Raw genomic sequence first — 22,003 nt, forward strand, 5'->3', positions numbered from 1 at the left:
TATGGTATAAAGCGCGCCGTCTTTTTACAAATAAATTCTTAAATGATTTTTTGTATTTAAGGCAAACACAATTTTATTTTAACACACACACGTATCGTCACATACACTTGGGTGCATTTGAAGTTTAAATACTTCGGTGTTGGTGCTATGGGATATGTGGAGGCCTAACCCTAAACTACATAGAGGATTTACAAAATGGCAAACGTTTCAATGCGCGATATGCTTCAAGCTGGTGTTCACTTTGGTCACCAAGCACGTTACTGGAACCCTAAGATGAAGCCTTTCATCTTCGGCGCACGTAACCGTGTACATATCATCAACCTTGAGCAAACAGTACCAATGTTCAACGACGCACTTAAGTTTTTATCAAGTGCTGCTGCAAACAAAGGTAAAGTTCTTTTCGTTGGTACTAAGCGCGCAGCAAGCGAAGCAGTTAAAGAAGCTGCTTTACAAAGCGACCAGTTCTTCGTTAACCACCGCTGGTTAGGTGGTATGTTAACTAACTGGAAAACAGTTCGTCAGTCAATCAAGCGTCTTAAAGACCTTGAAGCTCAAAGCCAAGACGGTACTTTCGAGAAGTTAACTAAGAAAGAAGCGTTAATGCTTACTCGCGAAATGGAAAAGCTTGAAAAGAGCCTTGGCGGTATCAAAAACATGGGTGGCCTTCCAGACGCTATCTTCGTTATCGATGCTGATCACGAGCACATTGCTATCCGTGAAGCAAACAACCTAGGTATTCCAGTTGTTGCAATCGTTGATACTAACTCTAACCCAGACGGTGTTGATTACATCGTACCTGGTAACGATGATGCTATCCGTGCAATCAACCTTTACACTAGCTCTGTTGCAGCTGCTATCACTGAAGGTCGTGAGAACAACATCGTTGCTCAAGCTGAGAAAGACGACTTTGTAGAAGCTGAGTAATTAGCTGTCATCAAGTCTTCATCTTTTTAAGGTGAAGACTTGCTATTCTTGTAGAGCGGTTTACCCGCTTATCTAATACCTGATTTCAGATTTGAGGATTTACTAATGGCTGTAACTACTGCCCTAGTTAAAGAATTACGCGAGCGTACTGGCGCTGGCATGATGGATTGTAAAAAAGCGTTAACTGAAACTGATGGCGACATCGAGTTAGCGATTGAAAACATGCGTAAGAGCGGTGCTGCAAAGGCTGCTAAGAAAGCAGGTAACATTGCTGCTGAAGGTACTATCATCATCAAGCAAAACGATGGTGTTGCAGTACTAGTAGAAGTTAACTGTCAAACTGACTTCGTAGCAAAAGACGAAAGTTTCTTAGCGTTTGCTAACAAAGTTGCTGACGCTGCTATCGCTGAAACAATTACTATCGAAGACTTACAAGCTAAGTTTGAAGAAGACCGTGTTGAGCTAGTAACTAAAATTGGTGAAAACATCAACGTACGTCGTCTTCAGTACATCACTGGTGAAACACTTGTTGAATACCGTCACGGTGAACGTATTGGTGTTGTTGTTGCAGGTGTTGCTGATGAAGAAACACTTAAGCACATTGCAATGCACGTTGCTGCTTCAAACCCAGAGTACTTAACGCCTGAAGATGTACCTGCTGACGTTGTAGAAAAAGAAAAGCAAGTTCAAATCGACATCGCGATGAACGAAGGCAAGCCTGCTGAAATCGCTGAAAAAATGGTTGTTGGCCGCATGAAGAAATTTACTGGTGAGGTTTCTCTTACTGGTCAAGCTTTCATCATGGAGCCTAAAAAATCTGTTGGCGAAATTCTTAAAGAGAAAAACGCAACAGTTACTAGCTTCGCACGTGTAGAAGTTGGTGAAGGTATCGAGAAGAAAGAAGAAGATTTTGCTGCTGAAGTTGCTGCTCAAATTGCAGCTGCAAAAGGCGAGTAAGATTAACTATTTGTGATGCATAAGGAAATTAGATGCCATTAAAGTACTATTTGCTTTTGCGTCACGCTTAGAAATTCTTTAAAATAACCGCGCTTTTATGTTTATCATAAGCGCGGTTATTTTTTACCCATAATTTAATAAAAAGTTGGCCCCAATACTATGACTATCAATCGTAAACCTATTTTTAGACGTGTTCTTCTCAAATTAAGTGGTGAAGCTTTAATGGGAGACGAAGGCTTCGGCATCGACCCAAAAGTGCTAGATCGTATGGCCCAAGAAATTAAAGAGCTGGTAGAACTCGACGTAGAAGTGGGTTTGGTTATCGGCGGTGGTAACTTTTTACGTGGCGGATCACTAGCAGAAGCTGGCATGAACCGCGTAGTTGGTGACCACATGGGTATGCTTGCAACCGTAATGAACGGCCTTGCAATGCGTGATGCACTACACCGTGCATTTGTTAATTGTCGTTTAATGTCGGCAATCCCTCTAAACGGTGTATGTGATGCATACAACTGGGCTGAGGCAATTAGCTTATTAAAATCTGGCCGCGTTGTTATTTTTGCAGCAGGTACGGGTAACCCGTTCTTCACTACCGATTCTGCTGCGTGTTTACGCGGTATTGAAATTGAAGCCGACACTGTAATTAAAGCGACTAAGGTTGATGGCGTATTTAGTGATGATCCGGTTAAAAACCCAGAAGCCACGCTTTACCGTCACTTAAGCTACAATGAAATTATTGATAAAGAACTAAAAGTAATGGATTTAGCGGCGTTTACACTCGCTCGCGATCATAATATGCCATTGAGCGTATTTAACATGAATAAATCAGGCGCCTTAAAACGCGTAATTATGGGTGAAGAAGAAGGCACACTTATCTCTTCACAAGCCTCAGATGAAGTAATCAAATAATTAGGATTAAACCGTGATTAACGATATTCAAAAAGATGCGCAAGAGCGCATGCAAAAAAGTGTAGCAGCACTAGGTAGTCAACTATCAAAAATCCGTACAGGTCGTGCTCACCCAGCAATTTTAGACGGCATTATGGTATCGTACTACGGTGCTGATACACCACTTAACCAAGTGGCTAATGTAACGATTGAAGACTCTCGTACGCTGGCTATCGGCGTATTCGACAAGTCTTTAGCGCAAGCTGTAGAAAAAGCAATTATGGCGTCTGACTTAGGTTTAAACCCTATGTCTGCTGGTACAGTAATTCGCGTACCACTTCCTCCGCTTACAGAAGAGCGTCGTAAAGATTTAATTAAAATTGTACGTGGCGAAGTAGAAAGCGGCCGTGTTGCTGTGCGTAACATTCGTCGTGACGCTAATGGCGATGTAAAATCTTTATTAAAAGATAAAGAAATTTCTGAAGATGAAGCGCGTCAAGCAGAAGATACAATTCAAAAGCTTACAGATAAATTTATCAAAGAAATGGATGCACAACTAACAGCGAAAGAAGCTGAGTTGATGGAAATCTAAACAGCTAAATAACCTCAATGCAGGTTATGAAATATATTAGTTTTGAAACGCCGTCTAGGGTATACTAGGCGGCGTTTTTTTATGGAATACTCAATATTTATGGTTCTAGACGCTGATACAATTTCACAGCAATGTTTACCTAAACACGTTGCCATCATCATGGATGGTAACGGGCGTTGGGCGCAAGCTAGAAATAGACCTCGTGTGTTCGGGCATAAAAAAGGCGTGGACGCAGTTCGTCAATCTGTTCAGTTTTGTACTAAATTAGGGATACAATCGTTAACCTTATTTGCTTTTAGTAGTGAAAACTGGCGCCGCCCCGAAGACGAAGTAAACACTTTAATGGAGCTTTTTTTGTTTGTTTTAACAAAGGAAGTAAAAAAGCTTCATAAAAATAATGTAAAACTGACCATTATTGGAGATTTATCACGATTCTCTGAAAGTTTACGTAGCAAAGTAAACGCTGCGCATGAGCTAACAGCAGATAACACCGGTTTGCATTTAAACGTGGCCGCTAATTATGGCGGTAGATGGGATATGGCAAATGCAGCAAAGCAACTAGCACTTCAAGTTGCAAACGGACAACTCAAGGCAGAGGATGTTACAGAAGAGCGCTTAGCACAGCATATGAGCATGGCAGACCAAGCGGAGCCGGATTTACTAATTCGCACGGGTGGTGATGTTCGTATTAGTAACTTTTTACTATGGCAAGCTGCTTATGCGGAACTTTACTTTACCGAAACTCTTTGGCCTGATTTTAATGAAGCAGCATTTGCTGAGGCCATTGCGTGTTACGTTGCCAGAGAGCGACGTTTTGGTTGTACGGGCGAACAAATAAAACAATTACTCGCTCAAACCTAAAATAGAATAAGGGTCACTATTTTGTTAAAACAACGAATTTTAACCTCGGTTGTATTAGCGCCGTTAGCGCTAGCCTTGGTTTTTTATACTCCACTAACATTGTTTAGTTATTTTGCCGGTATTATTGTTTTACTTGGCGCGTGGGAGTGGTCTGCTTTTATGGGCCTATGCACAAAATTAAAACGTGGTGCGTTTGTGGTGTTAATTGGCGCGTTATTGGCGCTACTAAATTTACATTGGCCGATTGAATCACTGTGGCAAAACGGCCAGCTGGTCGGGGATGCAAATTACTTATTTACGCTCTCGTTTGCTTGGTGGATTGTGGCCAGTTATTTAATTTGGCGCTACCCAGCCATGGCCAAAGCATGGAACGAAGGCTTGGTAATGCGCGGCATTGCCGGGCTGCTTACTTTAATCCCACTTTGGCTTGCACTCAATACCTTACGTAGCGCGCAATACGCTGAATCAACGCACTTTGGCTCGGTACTGATTTTAGTGGTACTTGGTATTGTGTGGAGCGCCGATGTAGGGGCTTACTTTACAGGCAAAAGTTTTGGTAAGCACAAGCTTATGCCAAAGGTGAGCCCAAATAAAACCATCGAAGGCCTAGCTGGCGGTGTGGTTGCATCGATTGTATTTGTTTTAGCTTTTTGTCACTTTACCGGTGTGGATTTTGCTGTATGGCCTATTTATGCCGTAATGACCGCCTTTATAGCCTTGTTTTCGGCTGTCGGTGATTTACTCGAAAGCATGTTTAAACGAGAAGCCGGCCTAAAAGACAGTGGTCGCTGTTTACCCGGTCACGGCGGTATTTTAGATAGAATTGACAGCTTAACCGCAGCAGCCCCAATGTTTGTAATGTGCTATGCATGGACCTTGAGTTTATGAGCCAACAGCAACAACTTGTTATTTTAGGCGCTACAGGTTCAATTGGGTTAAGTACATTAGATGTTATAGCGCGAAACAAAGCGCTATTTAACGTATTTGCCCTCACTGCAGGCCACAATGCAAAAAAAATGGCTGAGCTGTGTATTGAGCACGAACCGTTATATGCGGTTATGGCCACACAAAGCGCTGCAGAGCAATTATCATCGTATTTAAATAATACGCCATGCCAAACCTTAGTAATGCATTCACAGCAGGCTATGAGCGATTTATGTGCGCATCCCGATGTCGATACCGTCATGTCAGCTATTGTTGGCGCTGCCGGTTTACTGCCTACACTAAGCGCCGTTGAAGCAGGTAAAAAAGTACTGCTTGCCAATAAAGAATCGTTGGTTATGTCAGGGCAGTTGTTTATTGATAAAGTAAAACAGCATAAAGCCACGTTGTTACCTATTGATAGCGAGCACAACGCTATTTTTCAGTGCTTACCTCATTCACTTCAAAACGCAAACGCTGATCAAAATTTACAAGAGCATGGCGTAAGTAAAATATTGCTTACCGGCTCTGGTGGACCATTTTTAACGCGCGATATAAATACCTTAAAAGAGGTAACGGTTAGTGAAGCCGTCGCTCACCCTAATTGGTCTATGGGGCAAAAAATATCGGTAGATTCAGCCACCATGATGAACAAAGGGCTTGAATTTATTGAAGCTAAATGGCTGTTTAATTGTGACACCAGCGATATTGATGTGGTGATCCACCCGCAAAGTATTATTCATTCTATGGTGCAATACCACGATGGCTCCATTTTAGCGCAAATGGGTAACCCCGATATGCGCACACCTATTGCACATGCACTCGCTTACCCAGATCGAATTAACGCGGGTGTAAAACCACTCAACTTTTCGGATATTTGTGATTTTTCGTTCACAAAGCCTGATTTTGCGCGTTATCCAAATTTACAACTCGCTATTGATGCGTGCAGCGCAGGGCAAGGCGCAACCACAACGGTAAATGCAGCAAACGAAATAGCGGTTGCGGCATTTTTAAAAGGCCAAATTGGCTTTACTGACATTTATAAAATTAATGCACAAACGCTTGAAGCGGCCACATTCACTAACGTACAAAGCCTAGATGAAATATTAGCGTGTGACCAACAAGCCCGCCAACGTGCAGCGGACCTAATAACAAAAGTGACTCATTAATATGTTAGATTTTTTTTGGAATCTTGGCTCGTTTATTTTAGCGCTGGGCATTTTAGTTGCTATTCATGAATATGGGCACTTTTGGGTGGCCCGTAAAATGGGTGTTAAAGTGCTGCGCTTTTCGATTGGTTTTGGTAAACCGCTTTTAAAGTGGCACGATAAATACAATACAGAATACGTAATTGCCGCTATTCCGCTGGGTGGCTACGTTAAAATGCTTGATGAACGCGTGGATGAAGTGCCTGAAAATGAGCGCCATTTGTCATTTAACGCTAAATCGGTTCAGGCCCGTATAGCCATAGTGGCAGCCGGCCCGCTGGCTAATTTTTTATTTGCTATTGTAGCGCTGGCGGCTATGTACATGGTGGGCGTGCAATCGGTAAAACCTGTAGTGGGGAGTATTACCGAAGGTAGCAGAGCAGAGCAGGCGGGTATTATGCCCTCTGAACAAATTATTAAAATTGGTGATGACACAATTGCCACCTGGCAAGATGCAACCTTTGCACTTATGTCGAGCTTAGGTGAGCAAAGCGTGTCCGTAGTAGTGCGTAACGAAAATTACCAAGAGCAAACAAAAATGCTTAACGTAGAGGGTTGGAAGCTCGATCAACAAGACGTGCCGCCACTGAGTTCGTTGGGTATTGTACCGTTTAGACCGCAAGCCACATTAACCATTGCGGCTATTACTAAAAATTCAGCAGCCGAACTGGCTAATTTGCAGGTTAACGATACGATTATCGCTGTAAATGGTGAAACAATAAGCGATTGGCAGCAATTAGTTAATCTTATTACGCAATCGGCTAACAAATCTTTACAATTTAGTGTAAAAAGACAAGATAGTATAAATAGCGTAACAGTAACGCCTAAATCGCGCATTAATGAGCACGGTATTGAACAAGGGTTTTTAGGTGTTGCGCCGGTTGTTCAACCTTGGCCTGAGGGCTATGTTGAAACCCGAAGCTTTGGTCCGCTTGATAGTATTGCTCGTGGTACCCAAGAGACCTGGCGCCTTATAACGCTTAGCTTTGACATGATTGGTAATTTAATTACAGGTCAGGTTTCGGTTAAAAATTTAAGTGGCCCTGTGGGCATTGCAGTTGGTGCAGGAACTAGCGTAAGCTACGGGCTAGTCGCCTTTTTAAGCTTTTTAGCGCTAATAAGCGTTAACTTGGGTGTATTTAATTTATTACCTCTGCCAGTGCTTGATGGTGGACACTTAATGTATTACATAATTGAACTTTTCCGTAAAAAGCCGGTCTCTGAAAAGACACAAGAATTTGGTTTTAAAGTGGGCGCCTTGCTGCTCATATTTTTAACATGTTTCGCTTTGTTCAATGATGTATCGCGTTTGTAGTTACAGCGTGACAATTACTAATTAGAACACGATTGTAAGCATCACTAATTATTAGTTTTGATGTTAAGCGGTAATACAGTTGTAAAGGATAAAGATAATAAAATGGCTATAAAAAAACATTTGGCAGTTTCAAGTTTATTGGGTGCAAGTTTTGCAGCCCTGGGCCAAAACTCCTTTATTGTTGAAGATTTAAAAATTGAAGGTTTGCAACGTGTAGCACTTGGTGCAGCACTAACGCATGTTCCTATCAATGTGGGCGATAACGTTGATGACTATACGATTTCAAAAACAATAAAGTCACTTTATCGTTCAGGTCACTTTGACAACATCAAAGCGTTACGCGATGGTAATAACGTTATTTTTAAAGTGACTGAGCGTCCTACTATTAGCTTTATTGAGTTTGAAGGCAATAAAGATATAAAAGACGAGCAGCTTAACGAATCACTCGATCAGCAAGACATTCGCCAAGGTGAACCGCTTGATAAAACCGTTATCGATAATATCGAAAAGGGGTTGGTTGAGTTTTTCCACAGTATTGGTAAATACAATGCCACCGTTGATATTAGCGTAACTAAGCTGCCACGTAACCGTGTAAAGCTTAAGCTAGAATTTGACGAAGGCGAAGCCGCCTCTATTCGTCAAATCAACTTAGTGGGTAACGAATTATTCTCTAACGAAGAGCTTTTAAAGCTTGCTGAATCGCAACAAGATTTACCGTGGTGGCAGTTTATGGGTAGCGACCGTTACCAAAAACAAACCATTGAAGGCGATTTAGAAAAAATTCGCAGCTTTTACTTAGACCGCGGTTACTTACGTTTTAATATCGACTCTACGCAAGTATCAGTAAGTCCTGAGCGCGAATCTGTGTATGTAACTGCTAACTTAACAGAAGGTGTTAAGTACACAGTTAAAGGTTTTGACTTTATCGGTGATTTACTTGGCCGAGAAGAGCTAATCAAAAGCGTTATCCCACTTCGCGCCGGCGAGCTTTACAATGGCTCAGTGGTGACCTCATCTGAAGAATTTATCAAAAGCTACTTAGCGCGCTTTGGTTATGCCAATGCCGAAGTACGCACAATTCCAGAAATTGATGATGAAAAACAAGAAGTGCAACTTACGCTTTCGGTAAATCCGGGCAAGCGTGTGTACGTACGTCGTATCATCGTTGGTGGTAACCAAAATACAGCTGATGAAGTACTTCGCCGCGAAATGACACAACTTGAAGGTGCCTGGTTATCTAATCAAAACCTTGAGCGCTCAAAGCTGCAAATTCAACGTTTACCGTACATGGAAACTGTTGATTTTAACGTAGTACCAGTACCGGGCGTAGATGACCAAGTAGACGTAGATTTTACAGTAAAAGAGCAATCGGCAGGTAGCTTTAACGCGGGCTTAGCGTATGGCTCATACGCAGGGCTTCAGTTTAATATTGGTGTGACCGAATCTAACTTTTTAGGTACGGGCAATCAAATAGGCTTAAACTTAAATACCTCTACTGGTTCTGAGAGCATTAGCTTGTCGTACACCGACCCTTACTTTACGCCAGATGGTGTATCGCAAGGCAGCAGTATTTTTTACAACAACTACGATGCCAGTAAGTTTAGCTTAGTAGATTATAAATCAACAAGTTACGGTATTGGTACTAATATTGGTTTCCCAATTGATGCGGTAAACCGTGTTAACTTTGGCGTACGTTGGATTCAAGAAGAACTTTCAGAAATTGCCGAGTACGAACAAACACGTGTACTACGCGAAACCTTCTTAGATGAAGAAAACCCAGATGCTGGCTTTGACTTTACTAAATATGAGCTAAGCGTTGGTTGGTCGCGTATCACAGTTAACCGTGGTTTATTCCCAACAGCGGGTTCGCGCCAAACATTAAATTTAACAGCCACAACGCCTAACTCTGATCTTCAGCATTTTAAACTGAACTACGATTCGCGTTTTTACTGGCCAATATCGAATGACCACCGTTGGGTGTTCTCAACACGTGCAGCGCTTGGTTACGGTAATGGTTATGGGTCAACAAACGGTTATGAGCAAACACTGCCATTCCAAGAGTTCTTCCGTATAACGGAAATGGAACTACGTGGCTTTGACCGTAATACTATATTGCCGCGTGCTGTATCACGTGTTCCTTTATCAATCCCTGGTACGCCAGGTGCTGATGGTACTACAACCGGTAGCATTGGTGGCTCTGATGAGTTTGATATTTTAGTACCACAAGGGCGTATTGGTGGTAATGCAAAAGCGGTTGCAGGTATGGAGCTAATTGTACCTACGCCGTTCTTAGATGAAGAAAACACCAGTTCTGTACGTACCAGTTTCTTTGTAGATGCTGCCAACGTATGGGATACTGAATTTAACGTTGACCGTTTCCAAAACTTAGCGCCAGATGAGCGTGCTAAGTTAGATGATTACTCTGATCCAATGCGCTTTAGGGTATCAACCGGTTTATCTTTACAATGGATCTCTCCAATGGGTCCAATGCTGATTAGTTTTGCGTATCCATTGCAAAAAGAAGAAGATGACGATACAAAGACCATCAGCTTTAATATTAGTAACACTTTCTAAAGGAGTTTTTTGTGAAAAAATTATTTAAATCAACAGCAGTAGCCGTGTTAGCAACATTGATGATGGGCACCTCTGCAAGTGCATTTGCCCACAAAGTAGGCATTGTTGATATGCAAGAGATCTACAAGCAAATTCCTCAAATGGCTAAAATTGAGCAGTCTTTACAAACTGAGTTTGCTGAGCGTCGTCAAGAGCTTGAAAAACTACAAGGCGACATTCGCTTTGAAGCAGAAAAATTTAAGCGTGAAAGCACTACAATGAGCCAAGCTCAAAAAGATGCACTACGTGATAAAATTCAAGGCATGCAACAAAACCTTGCTGAAAAAGGTCGTCCTTTAGAGCAAGAAATCAAAGCACGTCAAAACCAAGAGCTTGCTAAAGTTCAGGGTTTAATTATTAAAACAATTGAAGAAATTGCTAAAGATGGCGACTTCGATGAAGTTAAAGTTAAAGACACTACTATTTACTTTAACCCTAAAGAAGTAACTGATCTTTCAAGCAAAGTTGTATCAGCAGTTAGTAAGAAATAATCACTCTATGCAAAATTATACGCTTTCGCACATTGCGGAACTTCTAGGCGCCGAACTTCAAGGTGATGGCGCTTTAGAAATTACAAAAATAGCTACACTTGCAAATGCCCGTTCTGGGCATATTGCATTTTTAGCGAACTCAAAATATCGTACGCAGCTTGAAACCACACAAGCCAGCGCTGTTATTCTTAGCAAAGCCGATGCACCGTATTTTAGTGGCGCAAAAATCATTGTTGGAAATCCGTATGTGAGCTACGCAAAGCTTGCACAATTTATGGATACAACCCCGCAAGCGGCGCAGCAAGGTATACACGCTAGTGCGACTATTCACCCAAGTGCAACGGTTAGCACAAGTGCTGCCATTGGCGCAAATGTAGTTATAGAAGCCGGTGCTGTGATTGGTGATAACGCACAAATTGGTCCGAACAGTTTCATCGGTGAACGTGTTAAAATAGGTTCTGGCACAAAGCTTTGGCCGAGTGTGACTATTTATCACGATGTTGAAATTGGCGCTGATTGTTTATTTCAAGCAAACAGTGTGGTTGGCAGTGATGGATTTGGCTATGCAAACGAGCGCGGGCAGTGGGTTAAAATTCCTCAGCTAGGCTCTGTGATTATCGGCGACAAGGTTGAAGTGGGCGCAAGCACAACAATTGACCGCGGCGCACTCGATAACACGATTATTCATAGTAATGTGATCATCGATAACCAATGTCAAATAGCACACAACGTTGAAGTTAACTCGGGTACTGCAATTGCAGGCTGTACTGTACTAGCAGGTAGTGTAACCATTGGTAAAAACTGCCAAATAGGTGGCATGACCGCAATTAATGGTCACATGTCAGTATGTGATGGTGTTATAATTACCGGTATGAGTATGGTGACTAAATCGATCACCGAGCCGGGTATTTACTCATCTGGTATGCCCCATACAACTAATAAAGAATGGCGTAAATCAATTGCCCACTTGCGTAATCTTTCAGACATGAAATCACGTCTCAAAGCGCTTGAAGCATTGGCTAAGTCATAACGTTGAACACTAATAAGGATGCTATTTTGGCAAACGAATTAAATAGCCTTGATATTCAAGAAATTTTAAGTTTATTACCACACCGCTACCCGATGCTTTTAATTGATCGTGTAATTGACTTTACGCCTGGCGAGTCACTGCATGCGATTAAAAATGTATCGGTTAACGAGCCTATTTTTACTGGCCACTTTCCAAATCAGCCAATTTTCCCTGGTGTGCTAATATTAGAAGCCATGGCGCAAGCCACCGGTTTATTAGGATTTAAAACAGTAGAAAACCGTAGCGATAACGAGCTTTACTTATTTGCTGCAGTCGATAACGCACGTTTTAAACAGCCAGTTATACCGGGCGATACAATGCATTTGCATGTAGAGTTTTTAAAAGAGCGTCGCAATATATGGAAATTTGCCGCTGAAGCAAGAGTCGACGGCAAGGTTGTATGTAGTGCCGAAATTATGTGTGCGAGAAGAGAGTTTTAATAGTGATCCATTCTACAGCAATAATCGAACCTGGCGCTAAACTAGGCAACAATGTCTCAGTTGGTCCATATAGCTATATTGGCAATGATGTTGTGATCGGTGATGACTGTATTATTGAGTCTCACGTTGTTATTAAAGGGCCATCTACTATTGGTTCTGGCAATCATATTTTTCAATTTGCGTCAGTAGGCGAAGCCTGCCAAGACAAAAAATACAACAACGAACCAACCACTCTTATTATGGGCGATAACAACGTCATACGTGAGTGTGCAACCATTCACCGTGGTACTATTCAAGACCAAGGTGTTACTAAAATTGGTAGCAATAACTTATTTATGGCGTATACCCACGTTGCTCACGATGCCGTAATTGGTAATAACGTTATATTTGCTAATAACGCAAGCGTTGCAGGGCACGTGCATGTAGGGGATTGGGTTATTTTAGGTGGTAACTCAGGTGTGCATCAATTTTGTAAAATTGGTGATCACGCATTTATTGGCATGTACTCAGGCGTTAATAAAGACGTACCGCCATTTGTAACCACCATTGGTATGCCAGCAGGCCCTGCTGCGACCAATAAAGAAGGTATGAAGCGTCGTGGCTTTGAAAGCGACGAAATTATGGCCGTACGCCGTGCTTATAAAGCGTTTTATCGTAAGAGCTTAAGCGTGGACGAAGCGATTGACTCACTTAGTGAAGATGCTGCTAAGTATCCTGCAGTACAAACCATGATTGATTTTGTGAAAAGCTCTGAGCGCGGTATCGTAAGATAAGCGCCTTATGCTTTTTAAAAAAACCACCTAAGAGTAACCGACGGTGGTTTTTTATTGCCTATAAAATATTTTAATTCAGTACACACTCAGCCACGTAAGGTTAACCTTTGCGCGAATTTTTATAATTAAAGCGCATCTATGTCTTTTACTAAGTTAATTTTTACCCTCAGTTTTTTATCAATTTTAGCTGCGTGTAGCAGCCAACCTATAGTTACCTCTGCTAATGGCGAGCGTACTCAGTTAGGTAAAGCCTCTTATTACGCTAATAAATACCATGGTCGCACAACAGCAAACGGCGAAACATTTAGCCAAAACGCATCCACTGCTGCGCATTTAGAATTACCCTTTGGTACAAAAGTGAAGGTTACAAACTTGGCAAATAACAAATCGGTGATCGTGAGAATAAACGATAGAGGCCCGTACGTTAGAGGGCGGGTTATTGATTTATCGTTAGGTATGTTTAAAAAAATTGCCGACCCTAAAGTCGGCGTTATAGATGTATCAATCAGCGTATTAGAACCGAGTAGTTAAGGCAACATAATCGGTATATGTTTCGCTAAGCTCTTTATGAGTGCCTTGCGCTACAAGGCTGCCATTTTCTAGCCAAATAATGTTATCCATTTGCGCTAAAAGAGCAGGGTCGTGGGTAATGGTAAGTACGCTTGCGTTACTCATTACCTGCATAATAGCGCTCATTACCGTTTGCTTAGATTGGTTATCAAGCCCTTCTGTAGGCTCATCAAGGACTAAAATAGCTGGGTTTTGTAATAAAGCTTGCGCAATGGCTATGCGCCTTGATTGGCCTTGAGAAACACTTCTCCCACCTGTGCCTAAACGGGTTTTTAATCCATCTTGTAGCTCATTAAACCAAGGTTTTAGCTGTGCAAGGTTAATGGCTTCAAGCATTTCTTCTTTTGTGGCGCTTGGCTTTGCATAGCGTAAGTTTTCACTTAATGTGCCATCAAAAATATGATGCTGCTGCGCGAGTATATTAATAACGCTTGCGCGGGTGTTGCTGCTTAGTGCGTGGAGTTCTTCTGCGTTATTTTCATCGCTTAGCCTAATACTGCCTTGCTGCACTGGCCATAAACCGGTAAGTAAATTAACCAAGGTGCTTTTACCACTGCCGCTTCTGCCTACAATCGCTACTTTTTGCTGTGCTTTAAGGGTAAAGCTGATATTAGTTAAAGCACTGTGCTCTTGGTATTTATAGCCAATGTTATTAAGCGCCAAAGTTGTATGGTTTTTATCAAACTGCATCTCAATTAACTCAGCGCTATTAGCTTCTTGCGCTGTGACTTTATCCTCCAGTGTAAATAGCCGCTCAGCGGCTTTGAGTACAGTGGGCAGCTCTATAAATGCATTGGGCAACAGCAATACAGTTTCAAAGCTTGCTAATACAAATAGGCTTAACATAGCAAGCTCAACATTTACCATAGCGCCGCTGTAAACCAAAGGCACAATAGTGACTATGGCGCCAAGCATAGCTAGCTGCACAACCAGCAAACTTAAACCGTCGCTATTTGCGAGTGCTTTATGGCGACTATAAAGTTGTTGGTTATATTGCTCATTTAGTTCATTACATTTTGAAATTTGCCCAGCACGTGCCTGATAAATACTCAGCTCTCTAAGGCCGGTTAGGGTGTCAGAAAGCTCAGCTCTAAGTTGTGCACTGAGCTGTGTTTCTTTATGGCTATTTTTATTTAATTTAGCACTTAACAGCGCAGGTAAAACAACACCAATTAATAAAATGCCTATAAAACAAATAAGCGCAACATTGGCGTTATAAGCCGCCATAAACACCATAATTATGGGCACACTCAACAGCGCTACCAGCATTGGCAGTAATATGTTTAAGTAAAACTTATCAAGCGCATCCACGTCATTTTGTAAGCGGTTAACTAAATCGGCGCTGCGGCTCATTGCTAAATCTACATTGTTTAGCTTACTTAGCGTGGCAAACATATTAACGCGTATTTCACTAAGCAATAAAAACGTCGCGTTATGTGTTACTAAGCGCTCACCATAGCGTGATGCAGTTCGTACAATCGCTAAAAATCGAATGGTTCCTGCAGGTGTAAAGTAGTTCATTTGTACGCCTGCGATACCTGCTGCCGCCATTGAGGCTAAAAACCACCCCGATATAGCTAATAAGCCCACATTTGCAAGTACCGTTAACGTCGCTAAAAAAGTACCCAGTAGCATGGCTTTATAATGGGGGCGGCAAAGCTTTAATAGCCTAATAAAATTAGTCATTGTTTGCTCCTTGCGCTTGTAAATTAAGGAGTGATTTAAATGCGCCTTGTTGTTGCTCAAGTTGGCTGTAAGTCCCTTGCTGTGCTATTTCGCCATTTTTCATAACAAGGATATTGCTTGCGTTTTTCACTGTATTTAGCCGGTGGGCAATGACCAACACTAAGTGGTTTTTAGCGTAATTATTTATAGCCTGCTGAATAAGCTGCTCGGTTTGGCTATCAAGGTGGGCTGTCGGTTCGTCAAGCACTAAAATAGGTGCTTGTTTTAAAAACGCCCGTGCAAGGGCTATACGCTGCTTTTGACCGCCAGAGAGCCCTTCACCTTGCTCACCTATCAGGGTGTCGAACCCATTCTCTAACGTGTTTATAAAATCTAAGGCGCCCGCTTGGTGTGCCGCTTGCTCAAGCTCGAGTTGCGTAGCGGCTGGCTTGGCTATTTTTATGTTATCGCTAATGCTTTGATAAAAAAGCGTTGGGGTTTGTGGGATCCACGCAATTGCGTTTTGTAATGTACTCATGCTTGTAGCATCAAGTGGTTTATTATTAATGCTTATTTGTTCAATCACCTGCGGATGAAACCCTAATAAACAATCAAATAAAGTACTTTTACCTGAGCCACTAGCACCTACTACTGCCACTAATCCTTTAGCGGGTAGCGTAAGGTTTATATTTTTTATGCCTTCGTTACTGTTTGGGTAGGTAAAGTTTAAGTTGTTTATGTTTATTGAGCTTATATGCTCCTCAAACTTTGATGCATGTTGCTGTGATTGCTCAGGAAGTGGGGCATTTAAAATAGTGACCATATCGGCCGCTGCGCTTATACCTTGCAAACGGGCATGGTAGTGGCTGCCTAATTGGCGCAGGGGTAAGTAAAATTCTGGGGCAAGTAGTAAAACAACAAAGCCGGTTGCAAAATCAAGCGTGCCAAAAAACAGTCTAAAACCAATGATTACCGCCACCAGTGCCACACTAATTGTGGCTAAAAATTCCAGCGCAAATGATGATAAAAAGGCAATTTTTAAAACACCGAGTGTAGCGTGCCTAAAGTCATCAGAAATTTTGGCTATTTGTTTAAGCTCTTTTTGCGTTGCGTTAAACAATTTAAGTTGTGTTAAACCTTGTACGCGGTCAAAAAAGTAATTACCTAGTACGGCCAGTTGCTGCCATCTTTTTTGATTTAACGCCTCGGCCTTTGAGCCCACCAAAATCATAAAAAACGGAATAAGCGGAGCGGTTAATAAAAATATTAAGCCTGCTTTATAGTCGGTTGGAAAAATAACCACCAATATTGCCAGCGGAATAAGCGCGCTATAAGCAACGCCAGGCAAGTATTTAGCGTAGTAGTCGTGCAGTGCTTCAACGCCATCGTGCACGGTGTTAAGCGTGGCTCCTTGGCCGTGTTGTTCAATATAACTTGGGCCAAGTTGCGTTAATTTGGTCAATAAGGTTTGGCGCATAGCCGACTTTATTTTAAGTGCCGCATAAGCACTGAGTTTTTCACTGATAGCTAAAAACAGGGCTCTGAGTAAAATAATACCCGCAAGTGGCCAAAGTAAATGGGTTACTTGGTTAAGGCTTGCGCCTTCAAACATTACGTTATGAATAGTTTGTGCCAGTAAATAGGCGCCTGCAATCATTAAAATAGCGTTAAATGTGCCCAGTGCAATACTTAACTTTAACCATGCACCCGCAGGCTTACTTTGCCGTTTTAAAAAAGCGCGCAGAGATTGCTGCTGCGCGCGATTTGGTCGGGGATTAGTCGTCATCTTTTGTGTTGTTAGCTTCGTTTAGTAAATCGTGCATCGGTTGTTCATCATCAGCTATGCTGTTTTTATTTTGATGAAACTCGTACCACATTACATTTATAACACCTAAGGTACAGGCTAAAAGTACACCTAAAATCCAAGCGAAATACCACATAATTTAGTCTCCTTAGTAGCTACCATGCGTGTTGTTTTCAATTTCGTCTACCGTTACTCTGCGCCACATTTTTACGTAACACCAGGTGGTGTAGGCCAAAATTAACGGAATAAATATAACAACAGCAACAAACATAATATTAAGCGTTCTGTGGCTCGACACCGCATCCCAAATAGTTAAGCTAATATCTGGGTTATTAACAGATGGCATAATAAATGGGAACAGCGACACACCCGCCGTCATAATAACGCCAATTAACATGATGCTGGTTGAAATAAGCCCAAGCGCTGGCTTGTTTAGTTTAGAGAACAGTAAAGCACTGAGTGCCATAACAAAGCCTAAAATAGGGAAGGTCATTGTCCATGGACGCTCGCTGTAATTATTAAGCCACGCACCTTGCGCTGTGCTTACAACTTTTGCCAACGGATCTGCATGGCTTTGCGTATCAGGCATAGAAACAATTTGGTAGCCATTTATGTTTGCCACCCAAAAACCCGCAGCCGCAAACAGTACAATAAATACCACTAATGCGTAGCGGCCATATTGCGCTGAGCGCGCTGCAACGGCATCTGCTGTGCGCAGTTGTAGCCACATGCCTGCATGGGCAATTAACATGGTGATACTAATTAAACCTGCCAGTAGGCCAAATGGGTTGAGTAAGCCAAAAAACGAGCCTTGGTAACTTACACGCAGTAAGTTATCAATGTTAAACGGTACACCTAAAAATAAGTTACCAAATGCCACACCAAATATTAAAGCCGGAATGGCGCTGCCTGCAAATAAGCCCCAATCCCAGTTATTACGCCAGCGTTTAGAGTCTATTTTTGAGCGGTAATCAAAACCTAAAGGTCTAAAAAATAGCGCAAACAATACCAGCATCATGGCAAAGTAAAAGCCCGAAAATGCAGCGGCATACACCATAGGCCACGCTGCAAATAAAGCGCCGCCTGCGGTAATAAACCATACTTGGTTACCGTCCCAGTGGGCGCCAATGGTGTTAATTACCGTGCGGCGCTCTGAGTCTGTTTTACCAACTAGGCGAAGCAGCATCGCTACGCCCATATCCATGCCATCGGTAATTGCAAAGCCTATTAGCAGTACGCCTATGAGCAACCACCACAGCATTTTTAATGTTTCATAATCAAAAATCATAATTGCTCTCCTGCGTCTTTATCTGCTTTGTTTGGTAACTCAAAGTGATACTTACCTGTATGTAACGAGCTTGGGCCTTGTTTAATAAAGCGCACCATTAACCAACCTTCTACAATGGCAAGGCCAGTGTAAAAAATAATAAACCCAGTTAAGCTAATTAAAATATCGTTTACCGTCAGTGACGAGGTGGCTAAAAAGGTCGGTAATATTTCTGATATAGCCCAAGGCTGGCGACCATATTCAGCAACGATCCAACCAAACTCTATTGCAATCCATGGTAGTGGAATACTTAATACTGCAGCCCACAGAAGCCAACGTTTTTGCTCAATAATACGGTGTGCGTTGTAATAAAATGCCAATACAAATACGGCCAGCATAGCTACACCACAGGCCACCATTATTCTAAATGACCAAAACATAGGCCCCACTTTAGGGAACGAGTCTTTAACTGCCATTTGAATGTGCTCCTCTGTGGCATCTACCACATTGGGGGTATAGCGTTTTAGCAGCAAGCCATAACCTAAATCGGCTTTAAGAGAATCAAATTTAGCTATGTTTTCTTCGCTGTCATCGCCATTTCTTAGCTTTTGGAGGTATTCGTACGCTATCATGCCGTTACGAATGCGTACCTCGTGTTTTTTCTCTAAATCAGAAATACCAATAACTTGCTCATCTAAAGAGCGGGTAGCAATAATGCCTAGTGCGTAAGGTATTTTTACTGCTGCATGCGTTACCTGCTCATCTGAGTCAGGAAAACCAAGCGCGGTAAACGCAGCGGGTGCTTCTTCGGTATGCCACTCAGCTTCTATGGTGGCAAGTTTTACTTTTTGAACTTCGCCTACTTCGTAGCCTGATTCGTCACCTAATAAAATGACACACAATATGGATGCTAAACCAAAGCCCGATGCCACCGAGAACGAGCGCTTAGCAAAGGCTAAATCACGGCCTTTTAATATGTACCAGCTACTAATGCCCAGTACAAACATAGAAGCGGCTACGTAACCTGCCGATACCGTATGAATAAACTTAACCTGCGCCACAGGGTTAAATACAAGCTCTGCAAAGCTGGTCATTTCCATGCGCATGGTTTGATAGTTAAACTCTGCCCCTACCGGATTTTGCATCCACCCGTTAGCAATTAATATCCACAGCGCCGACATATTAGTACCTAGCGCCATTAAAAATGTAGCGCCCAAATGTTGGCGTTTAGTTAACCTATCCCAGCCTAAAAAGAACATACCCACAAAGGTCGACTCTAAAAAGAACGCCATTAAGCCTTCAATAGCGAGCGGGGCGCCAAATACATCGCCTACGTAATGCGAGTAATAAGACCAGTTAGTACCAAACTCAAACTCCATGGTCAGGCCCGTTGCCACCCCAATAGCAAAGTTAATACCAAACAATTTTCCCCAAAACTTAGTCATATCACGATAAATTTCGCGACCGGTCATAACATAAACCGATTCCATAATAACTAAAATCCAGGTCATACCTATGGTTAAAGGTACGAATAAGAAATGGAAGAGTGCGGTAACAGCAAACTGCAATCGCGATAGATCCACAAAGGTTTCATCTATCATTTTTGGCTCCTTGAGGGTGACGGGTTAACAAGGCAATTAATAATTGGCAAAGTTAAAATTAATGAACTTTCAGTAATTACTGAAAGTTTGGAATATTATTTACGTTTGCACAATTTTTGTCAATAAACATATTAGAAAAAGTTAATATATATTCACCATGCTACATCAGTATGAAATACAAACAATCGTTTGGTACTAAATTAGTTACAAATAATCGTTAATTTAAAGCGTTTAACCAAACATTAAAACACGGTAAACTAACCGCTATGAACGCCTGATAAATAAAGTCGAATGAATAAAGAGAAAAAACAACTACGTATTGGTATTGTGGCAGGTGAGCTGTCGGGCGATATTTTAGGCGAAGGCTTAATTAAAGCACTTAAAACGCACTTCCCAGATGCTATTTTTGAAGGCATTGCAGGGCCAAAAATGCAGGCTCAAGGCTGTAAAACGCTTTACGACATGGACGAGCTCTCGGTAATGGGGCTGGTTGAAGTATTAGGGCGTTTGCCGCGTTTACTTAAAATACGTAAGCAGCTGGTGCAGCACTTTAAAGATAACCCACCCGATGTATTTATTGGTATTGATGCGCCCGATTTTAACCTACGCGTAGAAAAGCCTTTAAAAGATGCCGGTATTAAAACCATTCAATATGTAAGCCCGTCGGTTTGGGCATGGCGCGAAAAACGCATTCATACCATTAGTGCTGCCACAAATTTAGTGCTTGCTTTGCTGCCGTTTGAAAAAGAATTTTACGATAAGCACCAAGTACCGTGTACATTTGTAGGGCACACCTTAGCTGACGATATAGCGCTTGAGCACGACGATAGCCAAGCCCGCCAAGAACTTGGCCTAAATACCGACGACAAAGTACTGGCTTTACTGCCAGGTAGCCGTGGCTCAGAAGTAGGCTTGCTCAGCGAAACCTATATAAATACAGCTGCGCAGTTACAAGCGCAAAACCCAGATCTTAAAATAGTGGTGCCGCTGGTTAACGAAAAACGCAAAGCGCAATTTAGTGAAATTTTAAATGCCACTGCGCCAAATTTAAATGTAAACCTACTCGATGGTCAGTCAAAACTAGCCATGCAAGCAGCCGATGCCATTTTACTGGCATCAGGCACAGCAACGCTTGAAGGCATGCTGTATAAAAAGCCTATGGTGGTGGGTTATAAAATTAAGCCAATGAGCTATTGGATTTTTAAAACCTTGTTTACCTTTAACATTAAATATTTTTCACTGCCTAACTTATTAGCCGATGAAGAACTCGTGCCGGAGTTTTTACAAAGTGAATGTAACGTGGCTAATTTAACGGGCGCACTTACGCCTATGCTAAATACCGATAATAAAGAACTAAAAGCACGCTTTTTAGCCATCCACGAAAAAATTAGATTAAATGCCAGCAAACAAGCAGCCAAGGCTGTGGCGGAGTTAATAAATGCAAATTGAACGACCCAACGTAACCTTAATTGCCGGTGTAGATGAAGTAGGGCGTGGCCCGCTTGTCGGCGATGTTGTTACCGCTGCGGTAATACTTGACCCAGCGCATCCTATTACAGGTTTAGCTGACTCTAAAAAGCTAACCGACAAAAAGCGCCAAGCACTGGCTATAGAAATAAAACAAAAAGCGCTGTGTTATGCCATTGGTCGTTGTAGCCCAACAGAGATTGACGAGTTAAACATTTTGCATGCAACTATGCTTGCAATGACGCGTGCAGTTGAGGGGTTAAGTACGCAACCAGAGTTTGTATTTGTAGATGGTAACCGCTTACCTAAATTAGCTATGCCGGCTCAAGCAGTTGTTAAAGGCGATAGTTTAGTGGCTGAAATTTCAGCAGCCTCTATTTTAGCCAAAGTAGCGCGTGATGATGAAATGCTTGAGCTTGATACTCGCTACCCGCAATACGGGTTTGCAGGGCACAAAGGGTACCCAACTAAAGCACATTTTGCAGCGCTTGAGCAGTACGGTGCTATTGATGAGCACCGTAAAAGTTTTAAGCCGGTACAACGTGTGCTAATGCAAGCAAAGGGCGAGGCATAAATA

21 protein-coding genes are annotated in these 22,003 nt (G+C 42.1%); 16 read left to right on the forward strand and 5 right to left on the reverse strand.

The window, feature by feature from the left end:
• The first annotated feature begins 195 nt into the window (after window positions 1-195).
• The 14 genes from rpsB (at window position 196) to PSH48_RS09545 (ending at window position 13,583) form a co-directional block, all read left to right on the forward strand.
• A complete protein-coding gene (gene rpsB / locus PSH48_RS09480; protein ID WP_004586918.1) occupies window positions 196-924 on the forward strand; it encodes a 30S ribosomal protein S2 in 729 nt (242 codons plus the stop codon).
• Between the two features lie 105 nt (window positions 925-1,029).
• The gene (tsf, locus tag PSH48_RS09485; RefSeq protein WP_004586919.1) at window positions 1,030-1,881 is read left to right on the forward strand and encodes a translation elongation factor Ts; all 852 of its coding nucleotides are present in this window, start codon (window positions 1,030-1,032) and stop codon (window positions 1,879-1,881) included.
• Window positions 1,882-2,040: 159 nt separating this feature from the next.
• Window positions 2,041-2,790 (forward strand): UMP kinase, encoded by a 750-nt coding sequence (gene pyrH / locus PSH48_RS09490; RefSeq protein WP_039972186.1) that lies wholly within the window; start codon window positions 2,041-2,043, stop codon window positions 2,788-2,790.
• A gap of 13 nt (window positions 2,791-2,803) precedes the next feature.
• On the forward strand, window positions 2,804-3,361 hold the full coding sequence (gene frr / locus PSH48_RS09495; protein ID WP_004586921.1) for a ribosome recycling factor: 558 nt from the start codon (window positions 2,804-2,806) through the stop codon (window positions 3,359-3,361).
• Window positions 3,362-3,442: 81 nt separating this feature from the next.
• Window positions 3,443-4,222 carry an isoprenyl transferase gene (locus PSH48_RS09500; RefSeq protein ID WP_004586922.1) on the forward strand — a complete coding sequence of 260 codons (780 nt, stop codon included), beginning with the start codon at window positions 3,443-3,445 and terminating at the stop codon, window positions 4,220-4,222.
• A gap of 21 nt (window positions 4,223-4,243) precedes the next feature.
• Window positions 4,244-5,110, forward strand: coding sequence for a phosphatidate cytidylyltransferase (locus PSH48_RS09505; RefSeq protein ID WP_248450648.1), 867 nt, complete (start codon window positions 4,244-4,246; stop codon window positions 5,108-5,110).
• Window positions 5,107-6,312 carry a 1-deoxy-D-xylulose-5-phosphate reductoisomerase gene (ispC, locus tag PSH48_RS09510; protein WP_273611489.1) on the forward strand — a complete coding sequence of 402 codons (1,206 nt, stop codon included), beginning with the start codon at window positions 5,107-5,109 and terminating at the stop codon, window positions 6,310-6,312. The genes PSH48_RS09505 and ispC overlap by 4 nt, the downstream gene beginning before the upstream one ends.
• Window position 6,313: 1 nt before the next feature.
• Window positions 6,314-7,666, forward strand: a complete 1,353-nt coding sequence (rseP, locus tag PSH48_RS09515) for a sigma E protease regulator RseP (protein WP_273611437.1) — start codon at window positions 6,314-6,316, stop codon at window positions 7,664-7,666.
• Window positions 7,667-7,768: 102 nt separating this feature from the next.
• Window positions 7,769-10,240 (forward strand): outer membrane protein assembly factor BamA, encoded by a 2,472-nt coding sequence (bamA, locus tag PSH48_RS09520; protein WP_029773687.1) that lies wholly within the window; start codon window positions 7,769-7,771, stop codon window positions 10,238-10,240.
• Between the two features lie 11 nt (window positions 10,241-10,251).
• Window positions 10,252-10,770 (forward strand): OmpH family outer membrane protein, encoded by a 519-nt coding sequence (locus PSH48_RS09525; RefSeq protein ID WP_004586927.1) that lies wholly within the window; start codon window positions 10,252-10,254, stop codon window positions 10,768-10,770.
• Between the two features lie 7 nt (window positions 10,771-10,777).
• A complete protein-coding gene (gene lpxD, locus PSH48_RS09530) occupies window positions 10,778-11,800 on the forward strand; it encodes a UDP-3-O-(3-hydroxymyristoyl)glucosamine N-acyltransferase (protein ID WP_248450652.1) in 1,023 nt (340 codons plus the stop codon).
• A gap of 26 nt (window positions 11,801-11,826) precedes the next feature.
• Window positions 11,827-12,279 carry a 3-hydroxyacyl-ACP dehydratase FabZ gene (fabZ, locus tag PSH48_RS09535; RefSeq protein WP_004586929.1) on the forward strand — a complete coding sequence of 151 codons (453 nt, stop codon included), beginning with the start codon at window positions 11,827-11,829 and terminating at the stop codon, window positions 12,277-12,279.
• 2 nt (window positions 12,280-12,281) lie between these two features.
• The gene (gene lpxA, locus PSH48_RS09540; protein ID WP_024033817.1) at window positions 12,282-13,052 is read left to right on the forward strand and encodes an acyl-ACP--UDP-N-acetylglucosamine O-acyltransferase; all 771 of its coding nucleotides are present in this window, start codon (window positions 12,282-12,284) and stop codon (window positions 13,050-13,052) included.
• A 138-nt stretch (window positions 13,053-13,190) separates the two neighbouring features.
• Entirely contained in the window at window positions 13,191-13,583 is a 393-nt protein-coding gene (locus PSH48_RS09545) for a septal ring lytic transglycosylase RlpA family protein (protein WP_248533607.1), read from the forward strand.
• On the opposite strand, the gene cydC is transcribed toward PSH48_RS09545, so the two are convergent.
• From cydC to PSH48_RS09570, 5 genes are read right to left on the reverse strand one after another with little or no spacing between them, the layout of a single operon-like run.
• Complete coding sequence (gene cydC, locus PSH48_RS09550) at window positions 13,566-15,308, reverse strand: thiol reductant ABC exporter subunit CydC (protein WP_273611438.1); 1,743 nt, start codon at window positions 15,306-15,308, stop codon at window positions 13,566-13,568. The genes PSH48_RS09545 and cydC overlap by 18 nt on opposite strands.
• Entirely contained in the window at window positions 15,301-17,073 is a 1,773-nt protein-coding gene (cydD, locus tag PSH48_RS09555; RefSeq protein ID WP_273611439.1) for a thiol reductant ABC exporter subunit CydD, read from the reverse strand. Before cydD ends, cydC begins: the two co-directional genes overlap by 8 nt.
• Window positions 17,063-17,227: a cytochrome bd-I oxidase subunit CydX gene (cydX, locus tag PSH48_RS09560; RefSeq protein ID WP_004586934.1), complete on the reverse strand. Its 165-nt coding sequence runs from the start codon at window positions 17,225-17,227 to the stop codon at window positions 17,063-17,065. Before cydX ends, cydD begins: the two co-directional genes overlap by 11 nt.
• Before the next feature lie 12 nt (window positions 17,228-17,239).
• Entirely contained in the window at window positions 17,240-18,379 is a 1,140-nt protein-coding gene (gene cydB / locus PSH48_RS09565; protein WP_286742109.1) for a cytochrome d ubiquinol oxidase subunit II, read from the reverse strand.
• Window positions 18,376-19,959: a cytochrome ubiquinol oxidase subunit I gene (locus PSH48_RS09570; RefSeq protein WP_004586936.1), complete on the reverse strand. Its 1,584-nt coding sequence runs from the start codon at window positions 19,957-19,959 to the stop codon at window positions 18,376-18,378. Before PSH48_RS09570 ends, cydB begins: the two co-directional genes overlap by 4 nt.
• Before the next feature lie 291 nt (window positions 19,960-20,250).
• Between PSH48_RS09570 and lpxB the strand changes: the two genes are divergently transcribed.
• Window positions 20,251-21,408, forward strand: coding sequence for a lipid-A-disaccharide synthase (lpxB, locus tag PSH48_RS09575; protein ID WP_024033822.1), 1,158 nt, complete (start codon window positions 20,251-20,253; stop codon window positions 21,406-21,408).
• Window positions 21,398-22,000: a ribonuclease HII gene (gene rnhB, locus PSH48_RS09580; protein WP_273611440.1), complete on the forward strand. Its 603-nt coding sequence runs from the start codon at window positions 21,398-21,400 to the stop codon at window positions 21,998-22,000. Before lpxB ends, rnhB begins: the two co-directional genes overlap by 11 nt.
• The last annotated feature ends 3 nt before the right edge of the window (window positions 22,001-22,003 follow it).

This window comes from Pseudoalteromonas sp. Angola-4, from assembly GCF_028599265.1.
Taxonomy (GTDB): domain Bacteria; phylum Pseudomonadota; class Gammaproteobacteria; order Enterobacterales; family Alteromonadaceae; genus Pseudoalteromonas; species Pseudoalteromonas atlantica.

Bases quoted from the DNA above. Each gene is read 5' to 3' on its own strand.
- rseP (WP_273611437.1), top strand. From the start codon at position 6,314: ATGTTAGATTTTTTTTGGAATCTTGGCTCGTTTATTTTAGCGCTGGGC.
- cydX (WP_004586934.1), bottom strand. From the start codon at position 17,227: ATGTGGTATTTCGCTTGGATTTTAGGTGTACTTTTAGCCTGTACCTTA.
- lpxD (WP_248450652.1), top strand. From the start codon at position 10,778: ATGCAAAATTATACGCTTTCGCACATTGCGGAACTTCTAGGCGCCGAA.
- PSH48_RS09570 (WP_004586936.1), bottom strand. From the start codon at position 19,959: ATGATAGATGAAACCTTTGTGGATCTATCGCGATTGCAGTTTGCTGTT.
- bamA (WP_029773687.1), top strand. From the start codon at position 7,769: ATGGCTATAAAAAAACATTTGGCAGTTTCAAGTTTATTGGGTGCAAGT.
- rnhB (WP_273611440.1), top strand. From the start codon at position 21,398: ATGCAAATTGAACGACCCAACGTAACCTTAATTGCCGGTGTAGATGAA.
- tsf (WP_004586919.1), top strand. From the start codon at position 1,030: ATGGCTGTAACTACTGCCCTAGTTAAAGAATTACGCGAGCGTACTGGC.
- ispC (WP_273611489.1), top strand. From the start codon at position 5,107: ATGAGCCAACAGCAACAACTTGTTATTTTAGGCGCTACAGGTTCAATT.
- cydC (WP_273611438.1), bottom strand. From the start codon at position 15,308: ATGACTAATTTTATTAGGCTATTAAAGCTTTGCCGCCCCCATTATAAA.
- cydD (WP_273611439.1), bottom strand. From the start codon at position 17,073: ATGACGACTAATCCCCGACCAAATCGCGCGCAGCAGCAATCTCTGCGC.
- PSH48_RS09500 (WP_004586922.1), top strand. From the start codon at position 3,443: ATGGAATACTCAATATTTATGGTTCTAGACGCTGATACAATTTCACAG.
- cydB (WP_286742109.1), bottom strand. From the start codon at position 18,379: ATGATTTTTGATTATGAAACATTAAAAATGCTGTGGTGGTTGCTCATA.
- PSH48_RS09545 (WP_248533607.1), top strand. From the start codon at position 13,191: ATGTCTTTTACTAAGTTAATTTTTACCCTCAGTTTTTTATCAATTTTA.
- lpxB (WP_024033822.1), top strand. From the start codon at position 20,251: ATGAATAAAGAGAAAAAACAACTACGTATTGGTATTGTGGCAGGTGAG.
- pyrH (WP_039972186.1), top strand. From the start codon at position 2,041: ATGACTATCAATCGTAAACCTATTTTTAGACGTGTTCTTCTCAAATTA.
- rpsB (WP_004586918.1), top strand. From the start codon at position 196: ATGGCAAACGTTTCAATGCGCGATATGCTTCAAGCTGGTGTTCACTTT.